Annotated in this window: 14 protein-coding genes; 1 reads left to right on the top strand and 13 read right to left on the bottom strand. The window is 44.3% G+C overall.

Annotated elements, in window-relative coordinates:
- Positions 1 to 10 precede the first annotated feature (10 nt).
- From hisD to KKOR_RS04260, 12 genes are all read right to left on the bottom strand, one after another.
- A complete protein-coding gene (hisD, locus tag KKOR_RS04315) occupies positions 11 to 1228 on the bottom strand; it encodes a histidinol dehydrogenase (protein WP_012800794.1) in 1218 nt (405 codons plus the stop codon).
- Positions 1218 to 2456 carry a phosphoribosyl-AMP cyclohydrolase gene (gene hisI, locus KKOR_RS04310; RefSeq protein ID WP_012800793.1) on the bottom strand — a complete coding sequence of 413 codons (1239 nt, stop codon included), beginning with the start codon at positions 2454 to 2456 and terminating at the stop codon, positions 1218 to 1220. The genes hisD and hisI overlap by 11 nt, the downstream gene beginning before the upstream one ends.
- A 12-nt stretch (positions 2457 to 2468) precedes the next feature.
- Positions 2469 to 3305, bottom strand: a complete 837-nt coding sequence (gene hisF, locus KKOR_RS04305; RefSeq protein WP_143715036.1) for an imidazole glycerol phosphate synthase subunit HisF — start codon at positions 3303 to 3305, stop codon at positions 2469 to 2471.
- The gene (hisH, locus tag KKOR_RS04300; protein ID WP_012800791.1) at positions 3293 to 3901 is read right to left on the bottom strand and encodes an imidazole glycerol phosphate synthase subunit HisH; all 609 of its coding nucleotides are present in this window, start codon (positions 3899 to 3901) and stop codon (positions 3293 to 3295) included. The genes hisF and hisH overlap by 13 nt, the downstream gene beginning before the upstream one ends.
- Positions 3898 to 4494 (bottom strand): imidazoleglycerol-phosphate dehydratase HisB, encoded by a 597-nt coding sequence (hisB, locus tag KKOR_RS04295; protein WP_012800790.1) that lies wholly within the window; start codon positions 4492 to 4494, stop codon positions 3898 to 3900. Before hisB ends, hisH begins: the two co-directional genes overlap by 4 nt.
- Positions 4491 to 6173, bottom strand: coding sequence for an aminotransferase class I/II-fold pyridoxal phosphate-dependent enzyme (locus KKOR_RS04290; protein WP_012800789.1), 1683 nt, complete (start codon positions 6171 to 6173; stop codon positions 4491 to 4493). The genes hisB and KKOR_RS04290 overlap by 4 nt, the downstream gene beginning before the upstream one ends.
- Positions 6174 to 6197: 24 nt before the next feature.
- A complete protein-coding gene (gene hisG / locus KKOR_RS04285; protein ID WP_012800788.1) occupies positions 6198 to 7046 on the bottom strand; it encodes an ATP phosphoribosyltransferase in 849 nt (282 codons plus the stop codon).
- A gap of 903 nt (positions 7047 to 7949) precedes the next feature.
- Positions 7950 to 8648, bottom strand: coding sequence for a 2-C-methyl-D-erythritol 4-phosphate cytidylyltransferase (gene ispD / locus KKOR_RS04280; protein ID WP_012800787.1), 699 nt, complete (start codon positions 8646 to 8648; stop codon positions 7950 to 7952).
- Positions 8649 to 8680: 32 nt separating this feature from the next.
- Positions 8681 to 9004 (bottom strand): cell division protein FtsB, encoded by a 324-nt coding sequence (gene ftsB, locus KKOR_RS04275; RefSeq protein WP_012800786.1) that lies wholly within the window; start codon positions 9002 to 9004, stop codon positions 8681 to 8683.
- Positions 9005 to 9074: 70 nt separating this feature from the next.
- Positions 9075 to 10349 (bottom strand): phosphopyruvate hydratase, encoded by a 1275-nt coding sequence (gene eno, locus KKOR_RS04270; protein WP_012800785.1) that lies wholly within the window; start codon positions 10347 to 10349, stop codon positions 9075 to 9077.
- A gap of 118 nt (positions 10350 to 10467) precedes the next feature.
- Positions 10468 to 11328 carry a 3-deoxy-8-phosphooctulonate synthase gene (kdsA, locus tag KKOR_RS04265; RefSeq protein ID WP_012800784.1) on the bottom strand — a complete coding sequence of 287 codons (861 nt, stop codon included), beginning with the start codon at positions 11326 to 11328 and terminating at the stop codon, positions 10468 to 10470.
- A 42-nt stretch (positions 11329 to 11370) separates the two neighbouring features.
- Positions 11371 to 13008 carry a CTP synthase gene (locus tag KKOR_RS04260; protein WP_012800783.1) on the bottom strand — a complete coding sequence of 546 codons (1638 nt, stop codon included), beginning with the start codon at positions 13006 to 13008 and terminating at the stop codon, positions 11371 to 11373.
- A gap of 346 nt (positions 13009 to 13354) precedes the next feature.
- Here KKOR_RS04260 and KKOR_RS04250 point away from each other — a divergent pair, with 346 nt between their 5' ends.
- Positions 13355 to 13798 carry a YaiI/YqxD family protein gene (locus KKOR_RS04250; protein WP_012800782.1) on the top strand — a complete coding sequence of 148 codons (444 nt, stop codon included), beginning with the start codon at positions 13355 to 13357 and terminating at the stop codon, positions 13796 to 13798.
- Between the two features lie 113 nt (positions 13799 to 13911).
- Here KKOR_RS04250 and KKOR_RS04245 read toward each other — a convergent pair whose 3' ends face one another.
- The gene (locus KKOR_RS04245) at positions 13912 to 14253 is read right to left on the bottom strand and encodes a DUF5362 family protein (protein ID WP_012800781.1); all 342 of its coding nucleotides are present in this window, start codon (positions 14251 to 14253) and stop codon (positions 13912 to 13914) included.
- Between the last annotated feature and the right edge of the window lie 104 nt (positions 14254 to 14357).

Raw genomic sequence — 14357 nt, 5'->3', positions numbered from 1 at the left:
AGACTCGTTGTTAGGATCTTACCTGCATACTGCGTTCATGCCAAACCAATTGCTCAGCTTCAGCCAGCGGTCGGCCAATCTCCGCCAATTGGATACGACCTTGATCGTTAATCTGCTGATAGGACTGGATATTCATAAAGCTTTGCACGCATAAGCCGCTGGAACGATTCGCGCTACCCATAGTAGGTAATGTGTGGTTTGGACCGGCACAATAATCCCCGAAAGCTACTGCGCTATTCTGTCCAATAAAGAGCGAGCCATAATGCTTCAGGCTTTGCGACGCTATTCGCTCATCAGCCAGCAACAGGTGTTCTGGCGCATAGCGATTGCTGAACCGGATCATGGCCTCACAATCATTCGCTTGCAACAAAACTATCTGCTCGCCTTTGAGTAAATTATTGAGCTCATCATTAGCAGTAAGCTGCTGCCCAATGGATTGCAGAAAAGCTATATCGTCACTAACCAATACACTTTGCGCTTGCGGATCATGCTCAGCCTGCGCTGCCATGTCTGCAATGAGCCATTCCTGGTTAGCATTAGAATCAGCAAGAATGAGCAGCTCGCTTGGTCCCGCAGCCACATCAATTTTGATACGGCTTTGCAATAATTGCTTTGCCACGTTCACATATTGATTGCCCGGCCCCACCACCATCTGTACCGGCAACATGGTCTGATAACCATAGGCCATTGCTGCGACGGCCTGAGCACCACCAATTTGCCAGAACTCTGTCGCTCCCGCCAACGAAGCTGCCGCTAAAATTGCTGGGTGTACCGATGGGGAACAAGCGACTCGACGCTGACAACCTGCAACGCGCGCTGGAATCAAGGTCATTAGTGCGGTTGAAATCAGTGGAAAGCGTCCACCTGGAATATAGGCGCCAATCGCTTCTATCGGGCTATACTGAAAGCCAAACACGCCGCTTGCTTCTTCAATCTGCTGCGGTTGCAAAGAACCTTTCTGTAACTGACAAAAAGCTTCAATACGTTGAGCAGCCTGTTCAATCGAGTTTAATAATTGCGGCTCTAGCTCATAGTCACGATAAGGCCGCAACTCGATTTTACGCGGTTGAAAGCCATCGAATCGCTTGCTGAGGTTATCAATGGCTAGATCACCACCAGTCTCAATTTCCTTTAATAGCTTAGCTACCTGTTGAAATAATTCAGGCGATTGTGTGAGATTAGGACGCTTCCAGTTAGAAGCGCACTCTATGTAAGATTTATCCGCCATTTCGCGCTCCTAATTCGTTGATGATATCACTGGCTGCCACACCCTTCGACTTTGCTCGTGCCAAGGCAAAGAAGATCAAATCAGCCGCTTCCCAACGCACCTCATCTTGATCATCCGCTTCAATTAACTCTTCGCACTCTTCGCGTAATTTTTCCTGCTGCAAATCATCGCTAGCCAAAAGTTTCTGACTAAAACTTGTCACTTCCTGACTTTGCATTCGCTGCTCAAAAACGCGATCCAAAACATCCAGATCAAAATTGGCCGATTGGCCAGCAAAGCAGCTGTAACGATCAAAGTGGCAGGCATTGCCCTTCTGCTTCACTTTAAATACCAAAGTGTCACCATCACAATCATAGTCAATATTAATCAACTGCTGTTGATTGCCGCTGGTTAAACCTTTCTCCCACAACTCGTTGCGCGAACGGCTGAAATAAATTCCTTTCTTCTGCGTCATGGCAGCCTGTAATGACTCTGGTGTTGAGTAAGCCAGCATCAGCACACTGCCGGTATCCACGTCCTGGACAATGGTTGGAATCAATGGCGCCTTATCAAAATCAAGACAGGCCATCACAGCCTCATCCAGTTTTAGCTTACCCGTGTAAATTGACATGCCTAACTGGCTGTTCGCACCCAGTTTGTTGATGAATTTGATGTCATCCAGATCAGTGATCCCACCAGCAACGGTAACTTGAATCTTTGATTGTTTGATGACCTGCTCAATACGCTCACGATCAATGCCCTGCATCATGCCTTCTTTCTCCACCTGGGTATAAAGAAACTCTGAGCAGTTGTCCTGCAGTTCATCAATCATGGCGGCCACTTTATTGTCAGAAGAAGACTGCCAACCGTGCGTGACCCAATCATCTCCTTTAGCATCAATCGCGAATATCAATTGAGAACGAGGGAGCTTTTTGACAAAGTCTTCGCGACAGCTTGTGCCCAAAATAATTTTTTTAGCACCGCTGGACAGATATTCGCGAGCAGTTTCATAGTTACGGATTCCACCACCTACACGACAGGAAAACTTCTTAATCAGCTGCTTAATTAACGCTTTATTATCGCCTTTACCTAGAGCTGCATTCAGATCAATAATTGCCACTTCACCAAACAAAGAAAACTCTTCCAGCAGTTCAAACAGATTATCTTTCTCAACAATTTTCCGGCTGGCATCCCCCTGCTGTAACTGCACAGCTTTGCCATCTAACAAATCAATACTTGGAATCAACATAACTTTTATCCTTCAATATTTTAGCTTTTCAATACGAACGGCAACGCCGTTATTGAGCAATTCTTGTTTAACCTGACCAACAGTGAACTCACCGCGATGGAACATCCCCGCAGCTAATGCAGCATCGCTGCCAGCCAAAAATGTGTCAGTAAAATGTGCTGGCTTTGAGGCCCCGCCCGATGCAATAACCTGAATACCGAGCTTCTTACTAACCTGGCTCATCAGTTCATTATCAAAACCAAATCCAGTTCCGTCACGGTGCATAGCCGTTAATAGAATTTCTCCCGCGCCACGCTGTTCTATTTCTGTAAGCCATTGCATGGCATTCAGATCGGTTAGGGTATGACCACCATTGATATAGACCTCATACTCACTTGAACCTTGAGTCTTCTGATCCTGCTCTTGATTTAAGTCGACCGCCACCACTACACATTGCGAACCAAATCCTTTAGCAATTTCATCAACCAAGTCCGGGTGCTTAACTGCAGCACTATTGAGCGCTACTTTGTCAGCACCGGCATTCAAGAACTGCGCCACATCAGCGTAAGTATTCAGTCCGCCGCCGACCGTAAAAGGAATCGATAGATTTTCTGCCACTCGAGTTACAACTTCTAAAGCATTAGCACGCTGTTCAAGAGTTGCTTTAATATCGAGGAAAATAATCTCATCCGCGCCCTGCTCCTGATATCGGATAGCCAGTTCAACCGGATCGCCCATATCTTGCAGACCTTTAAAATTAACTCCTTTAACCACCCGTCCGTGTGCCACATCAAGACAAACAATTACTCGCGACTTAAGGCCCTGCTCCATTTTTTTGGTTAATTGAGGGCTGTTCATTAACTCAGACATTGCTTTAATACCTCTTCACCAGCTGCACCGGATTTTTCAGGGTGGCATTGAAATGCAATCATGTTATTACTGGCAACAGCAGCAACAAACGTTTGCCCATAAGTTACCGTGGCAATCGACTTATCACTGTCACTAACACCATAGCTATTGACGAAATAAAGTGTCTGATTGTTGAGCCAATCTTCACTCGATTGAACATCAGCCCAACCAACCATTGGTTGTTTCGGGCTTTGTAACTTAGTCACTTTACCCTGCAATAACCCGAGTCCAGCCATACCAGGATCCTCTTCTGACTCTTCAAACATAATCTGCAAGCCGACACAGATGCCGACCAGTTTTTTGTTATCGCGATACCAGTTCGTAATCACCTCATCTAGAGCGCAGGCTTTCAGGTTAGTCATCACAGTTCCAAATCGCCCCTGACCAGGAATCACCAAAGCCGAAATGTCGTAGCGCTCCAGATCGCTTGGTTGATTGATAGTGACTGGATAAAAACCCATACGACGTAAGCAGCCATTTAAGCTATATAAGTTGCCCGCTCCAGTATTTATCACACCCACTGTTTTAGAGGCTTCTTTAATCACTGAATCACTCATAAACTGCCCTTGGAACTGTTCGCACCTTCTTTGGCAATCAAAGCTTCACGTAACGCAAAAGCAAGCCCTTTGAAACTGGCTTCAATTAAGTGGTGATTGTTATCAAAATATTCCACTTTAATGTGCAGACTAATTTGTGCGTTAATCGCAAAAGTGTAGAAAAAATGTTTCCACATTTCGGTAGCAATATTGCCAATCATTTCACGAGTAAAAGGCAAATCCGTGATGCCATAACCACGTCCACACACATCCACCGCCACCATGATCAAACTGGCGTCCATCGGTAACAGTCGTTGTCCATAGCGGGTGATCGACTCTTGTTCGCGCCATGCTTGCTGCAGAGCCTGCCCTAAGCAAATCGCCACATCTTCGATTAAGTGGTGATCATCAACTTCTAAATCACCATTGGCTTCCAGATTCAGATCCCAACCGGCATGTAATGCTAACTGAATGAGCATGTGATCAAAGAATGGCAGTCCAGTATTGATCTTGAGTTTCTGCTGACCATAGATATTAAGATCCAGGCGAATGGCCGTCTCTTTAGTCTGGCGGACAATGGAAACTATCGAGCTTTGGTTCTTTATTTGACTCATAATAACCTCTCTAAATCATTTACCGACGCCACTACCAGATCGGCACCAGCTTGATATAAATTTTGTTCGTTTTCTTTGCTACTAACGCCAATAGCCAATGCGCCAGCTGCTTTAGCCGCCTGAATATCATCCGGTGTATCACCGAGCATCCAACAATAGGTAGCGCCATAATAAGCTTTACATTGATTGATCCCTTCTGGCGCAGGCTTAGACTCAATAACATCACAATCACTAACCAAATACGTATTGCGAATCCCTAACAGGTCTAAGCCAATTTGCGCTTCAGCACGCGGGCGCCCTGTTACTATCGCGGTTTTAAATTGCTTGCTGTTCTGTACAAAAATCTGTGTGCATAATTCAGAAGTGAGAATTGCTTCTTCAAGCTGATTCAGGCCTTCATCATTATCGCTGCCTAAATACAAAGTCTGAAACTGTTCAACTATCTGCTCATAATCTGGCAAAGAGTCATCCATGTTTTGCTTGATCAACTCATAAGTCAGCACCCAGTCATTATTAAATCCGCCACGTGAACGTAATGTGTCGATTGCTTGTTGTTGTGGTTGTGTGCCAATAAAGAACTCTACAGTTTGCTTGATAGCAGCGTCATAACTCTTACTGGTATCAATCAGGACACCATCCATATCAAAGCATATCAGTTCAGGTTTAAGAGCTAAAAATAATGCTTGTCGTAAAGGTTCAAAGTCATAAGGAATGGCAATACGAATAGCCGATTGGTCCTGTAAATCAAGTCCAACCAAATCGGTTTTGATCTGAATATTATTCAGTTCACAGGCTGCTTTTATTAATTGCAGACGTTCCGGAGCATCCACAATCAGAATGAAATTTGCTTCGCTGTCTAATACATTCAAACCTCTTTGGCGTAAAAATTGCACTAACTGGTCGCGGTTATTAGCAATCTGCTGGCAAAAGTCAGCCACATCATTTTGAGCTTCTGATGAGAATGCCTGACGTGCAATTTCCAATGTTGGCTGAGGAACATTGAATGGCATCTTGCGATCAGTAAATCGCTTAATGAAAGATTGATTACCTAACAGATAGCCACAACGAATGCCTGCAAGCCCGTAAGCTTTGGACAAGGTGCGCAGCACAATCAGGTTATCGAATTCTTCAAGCAAAGAAAGCGACTCTTCAGCCTGTCCTGTAAACTCAATATAGGCCTGATCGAGAAAAACCTCTGCTCCTTTCTTCTTTGCCCTTTTACAAACATCTCTAATGACATCCAACGAAAGTGTTTCACCGGTTGGGTTATTCGGACTGGTCAAAACCAGGATTGATTTGTCAGTTAAAGCGTTAAGGCTCGCTTCGAGATCAATTGACTGGTTTTCCTGAGCCGGAATTAATTGTGCTTTACTATTCCAAATCTTAATTCCTGATAGATATTGACTGAATGCCGGCATAGGAATAATAAGTTCTTTCTGCTCCAGGCAAGCGACTTTAAACATCAGCTCAATCGCTTCATCACCGCCGTTCGAGACCATAACCTGCTCAGGCTGAAGACCAAGCTGATTGCTCATCTCTAACTTCAGTTCAGTCTGATCCGGGTAACGCCAATAGTTTTGTGGTGATAGCTTACTCATATCAAGCCAGGACGGAAAACGATCCGCCCGCTCATTAAAATCGAGCTTTAATGGCTCAGTTTTGATTTCTTTCATATTCATCACTCTCATCCTTTAATCGGCGAGTTAAAGCACTTTGCGGATTGGCGTTTCCAGGATATCGGTCGCCCCCGCAGTAATGAGTTTTGGTAATAAGTCTTTAATCAGCTTGCGTTCAATCGCTGCTTTAATAGCAAATCCATCGGCGTTATACAGTTGGCTGACGGTTGGAGCTCGCATTGCAGGCAACAAATCGACAACTCTATCGATGCTTTCTTCTGAACAGTTCATTTCCAGTAACACACGCTTACGACCATTAAGGACACCGCGCATCAAAAGCAAAAGGTCGTCAATCTGTTGACGCTTTGCGGGATCATTCATAATGTCCTTATTAGCGATAAGCTGTGTTGAACTCTCCATTACCGTATCTACAATCTTCAATCGATTGGCGCGAATAGTCGAACCGGTGCTGGTATTGTCGATGACCATGTCAGCATCTTCAGGCGGGAAAACTTCAGTCGCACCATAGGCACGAAGCAGTTGGTATTTGACGCCTAATTTATCCAGATATTTAGCGGAGATTTTCTTATACTCCGAAGCGACAATGATTTTACGTTGCTGCACCTCGTTCCAATCCCACTCCTCAGGAATACAGGACACTAGTCTGACCGGGTTAAAACCTAAATCTTCAAGCACCTCAACATCAGCCTCCTGCTCCAGAACCCAATCCATCCCCGCAAAACCAATATCGTGTTGCCCTAGCGCCACCATTTCTGGAATATTCTGACTTTTCAGCAACTTAACTTCGATATCACAGCCAAATAACTGAGGGCGATAATTACGACTGTCACCAACCAATGTCAAACCAATATCCGAAAGCAACTCAGCAACCTTGTCATACAACTTCCCTTTTGGGATTACCATTTTTAAAGCCATGTCATTTCTCCTAAAGTTTAAAAATTTTAAAGTTTCAAAATCATCATTTATTAAAGCCAATAAAAAACCCCGTTGACCTTTCGGAGCAACGGGGTTTCTAAACCTGGGTGTCTTAGCTGTTTAACTGAATCTTAAAAAAGCCTTAAACATAAGCACCACCACCGTCGCTCGCGCAGTGTATGATGATGGTGATGATGTAAGCTCTTGTTTAAAAACATCTTTTTATCTCAGTTAATCAGTTTATTTATCAGTTTCAAAAATTGTAGGCATAAAAAAAGCCCCGCTGGTTGGCGGGGCTTTTAGAAATTCTTAACAGTAAATTTCACACATAAAGCAACACCGCCAATCGGTCTGAATGGTGGTGATGGTGGTGAATTTGCGTCATTACTGTATTCATGAGGCTGATTAAAACCTATTCAGTGATTAGAGTCAACAGCGTCATTACTATTTAATAGTGGAACTGATGGTTATTTGCAGGGGGTTACAAACTATAGGGTTTATTGAGTGTTTCGCTTCTCAGCGACCTCCTTTTTCTTATTCGCGTAAGAAAAAGGAGGCAAAAAGAAACGCGCCCCGAGATTGAGGTCTCGCTTTGCTCAACTTCCTTCGTCTCCGCCAAGCCACTTAACGCACCGTAAAATACGTTCCATCCCTGGCCCGAATTTTACTATTCAAATCATCCAAGATTTGAATTGCTATGTCTTGGCTACTACTCAGCTCAATCTAAGGGGGGTTATTGGAGCAAGCCTGCATTTCTTGTGGGATAGACTTTGACACCTATTCTACAGAGGATGATCTTTGCTTAAACGTGAACTTAAAATCAGCACCGTAGTTCGGATAAGCATATCTCCATCCGATAGCATATCTTTCGTACGGGCAATTCATGAATTGCCCCTACAAGTTTTAAGTTACCAGCCAAACCGATGCTAACATCATGTCTTCCGGCTCGGTGACTTTAATATTTTTGCGAGTTCCTATGACTAAAGCTGGGTGCATACCTTGTGCTTCAATAGCGGAAGCTTCATCGGTTATGGTTATACCTTGCTTAAAACCTGCTTCAATGGCCTCTGCCAAAGCATTGACTGGGAAGTATTGTGGAGTTTGGGCCAGCCAGATCTGTTCACGGTTGATTGTTTTATCTATCGTTTGATTGGCGTTTGCCAGTTTGACAGTATCGACCGATGGGTAGGCGAGAATGGCGCCGTGCGCTGAATCTTTACCGGCTTGTATTAACGCATCAATGCTAGCGTTATCAAGGCAGGGCCTGGCTGCATCGTGCACCATCACCCAATCATCTTGTCCGTGTTGCTGCTGAATCGCTTTTAAACCATTAAGTACTGACTCTGCTCGAGTCGCACCACCTTCAATGGTAATGATTTTAGGGTGGTTGGCGATTTTAAGTTTTACCCAATAATTGTCATTGGCATGTAAGGCAACAACAACTTTATCGATAGAAGGATGTTCGAGAAACCTGGATAGGCTATGCTCTAGAATGGTTTTACCGTCGATTTCAAGATACTGCTTTGGTAGTTCTGATTTCATGCGACTGCCAATTCCTGCGGCTGGAATCAGTGCCCAAATCTTCGTTTTATTTTCAGTCATATTATTTACTTAGGAGAATCTTGACGATTATCTTAACGCTGTTCTTGAGGAGAGCCTTGACGAGTCTCTTGTCTAGAACCCTCTCTCGAATCGAGAATGCGAAAGAAAGTTTCGCCTTCTTTGATCATGCCTAATTGATATCGCGCACGCTCTTCAATGGCGTCGGTGCCTTCTCTTAGGTCATGAATTTCAGCGAGGATTTTTTGATTGCGTAGCGCCAGTTCAGCATTTTCGGATTTGACTAATTCGGCTCTGGCTTCTTGTTGCTTTATTTCACGAAAAGAAGTTTGCCCGAACCACATTCGGTACTGAAGACTGGTTAAAATGACCAGTAATGTTAGGGCAACCCATTTCATAATCGTAACAATGCCAGAAAACAAGGGGCAAATAAAGCAATATGCTGTTTGCCCCAGTTGACTCTAATGATTAAAAATTGAAGGCTTTCTTGCCAGGATAAGGTGCTTTTTCACCTAAAACTGACTCGATACGCAACAATTGATTGTATTTGGCAACACGATCAGAGCGGCATAATGAACCCGTTTTTATCTGACCAGCAGCGGTAGCAACCGCCAAATCCGCAATGGTGGTATCTTCAGTTTCACCTGAACGGTGAGAAATCACAGCGGTGTAGCCTGCTTTGTGCGCCATATCAATCGCCGCTAAAGTTTCAGTCAAGGTACCAATTTGGTTTACCTTGATCAAAATCGAGTTAGCCACGCCCTGCTCAATGCCTTTTGACAAGATCTTAGTATTAGTAACGAACAAGTCATCACCAACTAACTGACATTTGCTACCGATCTTGTCAGTCAATAATTTCCACCCTTCCCAGTCACTTTCATCCATACCATCTTCGATAGACACGATGGGATAGCGTTCAACCCAGTCTGCTAAATAATCGGTAAACTCAGCTGAGCTTAATACCTTACCTTCACCAGATAAGTGATATTTGCCGTCTTTGTAGAATTCACTCGAAGCAATATCCAAGGCTAGAGCAACGTCATCACCTAATGTATAGCCAGCGCGATCAACCGCTTCAACAATGGCTTGAATCGCTTCTTCATTAGAGCCTAAATCTGGTGCGAAACCACCTTCGTCACCCACTGCAGTGTTCAAACCTTTTTCTTGCAATACTTTTCGTAAGTGATGGAAGATTTCAGCGCCCATACGTAAAGCTTCAGAGAATGTCGGCGCGCCCACTGGCATAACCATAAACTCTTGAATATCAACGTTATTATCAGCATGCTCACCACCATTAATGATATTCATCATCGGTACTGGCATGGAAAATTTACCATCGCGATTGATGTGTTCATACAAAGGCTTACCCAATGCTTGTGCGGCTGCTTTAGCGTTTGCTAAAGACACTGCAAGAATTGAATTGGCGCCTAGTTTTTCTTTATTTTCGGTGCCATCTAAATCAAGCATGATTTGGTCAATTGCTGCTTGATCAGTAGCGTCTTTGCCGACTAAGGCTGACTTGATTTCATTGTTAACGTGGCCAACGGCTTTCAATACGCCCTTGCCCAGATAACGAGATTGATCACCATCACGCAATTCCAATGCTTCGCGTGACCCGGTTGATGCACCTGATGGTGAACATGCCATAGCGCGTACGCCATTTTCTAACACCACTTCTGCTTCAACTGTTGGATTGCCGCGTGAGTCCAGTACTTCGCGACCGATGATGTCTGTAATTTTCAAGCCAATACCCTCTTAAATTGTTTCAACCAAAACCCGGTTTGAATAAGCATCCAAACTAATATCTAAAAAAATAGAAAAGACATAAAAAAACACTCCTGAGAACAGGAGTGTTAAAAACTTAGAGCAAGTCGCCCTTACCAAACTCGTGGATCGAGTCCTCAATGTAGCCGGCCTTTTTGACCACATCATCCAGTTCCTTCATGACACGCAGCATTTCTTCGATGCGGTACATAGGGAAAGAGTTAGGACCATCGCACTTAGCCACTTCAGGATTCGGGTGTGATTCCATGAATACACCGGAAACACCAGCGGCAATTGCTGCTCGCGCCAATACTGGAATCACATCACGCAAACCACCTGATGTTGAACCTTGGCCACCCGGCAGCTGCGCAGAATGGGTCGCGTCATAAACGATGGGACAACCCGTTTCGCGCATAATCGATAGCGACCGCATATCCGATACTAAATTATTGTAACCAAAGGAAACACCGCGCTCGCAGACCATAATGTTCTGATTACCGGTTTCGCGCGCCTTATCAACCACGTTTTTCATATCCCATGGCGACAAGAACTGACCTTTTTTGATGTTAACTGGAATTCCTGGCTCACACACTTTACGAATAAAGTTAGTCTGGCGGCACAGAAACGCTGGTGTTTGCATCACATCAACCACATCTGCCACTTCTTGCATCGGAGTGTCTTCGTGGACATCGGTTAAGACCGGAACACCCACCTGATCTTTAACTTTTTGCAGAATGCGCAAACCTTCTTCCAAACCAGGCCCACGGAAACTTTTACTGGAAGAGCGGTTCGCCTTATCAAACGACGACTTGTAAATATAGGGAATACCCAGTCTGTCAGTCATTTCCTTCATGAAGCCCGCAGTATCAATCGCCAATTGTTCGCTTTCAATAACACAGGGGCCACAAATCAAGAAAAACGGTTTATCCAGACCAACTTCCCAATCCAGTAGTTTCATACTCTCACCTTAATAACTAGTCTTACCTTAGTAACTATTTGATTAACCAGAGATCTTCTTCTCATGGCAATCTTTCGCCGCATTCACGAATGCACTGAACAAAGGATGTCCATCGCGAGGCGTCGAAGTGAATTCTGGGTGGAACTGACAGGCCACATACCAAGGGTGATCTTTCAGTTCGACCATCTCCACCAAATGCTTTTCAGTAGAGGTACATGATACCACAAGGCCAGCTTCTTCAAGCTTTGGCAGTAAGTTATTGTTAACTTCGTAACGGTGGCGATGACGCTCGTTTATTACTTCACTTTGGTAGATATCAAAGGCTTTAGTTCCCTTCTTGATATCTGCTGGCTGTGCGCCGAGACGCATAGTGCCGCCCAAATCTGAATCATCCGCTCGCTCTTCTTTAGAGCCATCGCGATTAATCCATTCAGTAATTAAACCAATGACAGGATGTGGGCTTTCAGGATTAAACTCTGAGCTGTTAGCATTTTCCATGCCCGCTTTATGGCGTGCATACTCAATTACAGCCACCTGCATACCTAAGCAGATACCTAGGTAAGGAATTTTATTTTCACGAGCATACTGTGCAGTAGCAATTTTCCCTTCAACACCACGCTCACCGAACCCGCCCGGAATCAAGATGGCATCCATGTCTTTCAGCAAGACAGTGCCTTTCTTTTCAATATCCTGGGAGTCAATATAATGAATTTTTACTGATTGGCGAGTATGCAAACCAGCGTGCTTTAAAGCTTCGGTCAGGGACTTGTAGGCTTCGGTCAGATCCATGTACTTACCAACCATGGCAATATTAACCTCACCTTTTGGGTTGGCTTCGCGGTATAGAACTTCTTCCCATTCCGATAAATTGGCTTCTGGAGCTTTAATTTCAAAACGTTCACATATGAAGTCATCAACATGCTGATTCAATAAAATCGCAGGGATGCGGTAAATGCTGTCGACGTCTTGCAGAGAAATTACCGCGCGCTCTTTAACGTTTGTGAACAAGGCAATCTTACCGCGCTCACTGGCTGGAATGGAGCGATCAGAACGACAAATCAGCATATCTGGTTGAATACCAATCGAACGTAATTCTTTTACTGAGTGCTGAGTTGGCTTGGTTTTCAGTTCACCGGCGGTGGCGATATAAGGCAATAAGGTCAGATGCACAAACATGGCATTTTCCTTACCCACTTCAAAACGTAACTGACGAATCGCTTCCATAAAAGGCAATGACTCGATGTCACCCACAGTACCGCCGATCTCAACCATCGCAATATCAGCACCTTTGGCGCCTTCGATGATTTTATGCTTAATTTCGTCAGTGATATGAGGAATAACTTGAACGGTACCGCCCAGATAATCGCCGCGACGTTCTTTTTTCAAGACGTCGGAATAAACGCGGCCAGTCGTAAAGTTGTTGCGCTGGTGCATGCGAGTACGCACAAAACGCTCATAATGGCCTAAATCCATGTCGGTTTCGGCGCCATCTTCAGTCACAAACACTTCACCGTGCTGGAATGGGCTCATAGTGCCGGGGTCAACGTTAATATAAGGGTCCAGTTTCAACATGGTCACTTTCAGACCACGCGACTCCAACAATGCAGCAATCGAAGCAGCCGCAATACCCTTACCCAAAGAAGAAACAACACCACCGGTAACAAATACGTACTTGGTCATAAGCCTAACCCAACTTAAATAATTGCGAGCAGCTAGCTCTGCTCAAAAACACCATAAACAACAATATATAAATTTTGCCAATGCAAAAATCGGCCTGAAGGCCTTATATATCGTAGCTTTTCGAATTCTGACACACTTAAAATCGGCCAAGGAGCTCGGCCAAATGTCGATGAGAAGAAAGGGTCTCAAGACGGGAAGGCAGTATATCAAAAAGGTCGGAGCATTGGCGAGGAGTTTTTGTAAAATAACTGGTACCAATAAAAAAGTGAAACGTAGACTTCTGCAGTAATCTTCGGGGAACTGATATAAAATGAAGCATCTTTTATAGTGATTATCGAGACACCAAATGAAAATCTGGGTTGATGCAGATGCCTGCCCTGTAGTCATCAAAGACATCCTGTTTCGCGCAGCAGAGCGCACCAAGACACCCTTAACACTGGTTGCCAACCAGTTTATTCGCACGCCACCCTCGCCTTATCTTAAGGCGATTCAAGTCAGTTCCGGTTTTGATGTGGCTGATGATGAAATTGTGCAACGTGCTGAAGCAGGCGATCTGGTCATCACGTCGGATATTCCATTAGCAGCGGAAGTCATCGACAAAGGCTGCCAGGCGTTAAGTCCTCGCGGCGAGCTATTCACAAAGGAAAATATACGAGGGCGACTGAATATGCGCGACTTTATGGACACTATGCGCTCAAGTGGCATTCACACCGGAGGACCTCCTCCGCTCGGTCAAACTGATCGTATGAATTTTGCCAATCATCTGGATAGGGTATTAGCAAAGAAATAAAAATGGATTTAACGCTAAGGGCAATAAATAGAGTATCACAGGCTTTAGTAGGTAATATTAAAAAAGCCCCGAGCAGTAACACTGGTCGAGGCTCGATATTGCCAAGCTAGTTATTAGAATGCCATATTGCTTGTAATGGCACCCAAGAATCCAAGCATAAATGCAAGCACAACAAATATAACAGCAATCAAAGAAAGAACACCCATAATAATGAAGTAAGTCTTAAGCTTTCCTAAAGACTCTGCCAATGCCATTTCATCTTCTGAGTTATAAGCTCTTTCAATTGCGCCAGCAGCCTGGAATAAAAGAACCCCCATCCAAATAGGCAGCCAAGCCACGACTATGCCAATAATACTCAATGCTGTAAAAACCCCCTGAACGAACAACAATACTGCTGTCAACTTCATCCAGCCTTTAGCTGAGTACAAACTACTACTTAGTTGTCTTATATCCATTTTTCTTCCTTTTGGTTTATTAAAATCCCAGTGATATTAGCAAGCATTTATTAAGCTATCAATAATGGATACATAGAAAAACAGCTGAATGATCAAGTGTGGTG

Source organism: Kangiella koreensis DSM 16069 (genome assembly GCF_000024085.1).
Lineage (GTDB): Bacteria > Pseudomonadota > Gammaproteobacteria > Enterobacterales > Kangiellaceae > Kangiella > Kangiella koreensis.
This window is presented reverse-complemented; position numbering and strand designations above follow the sequence as displayed.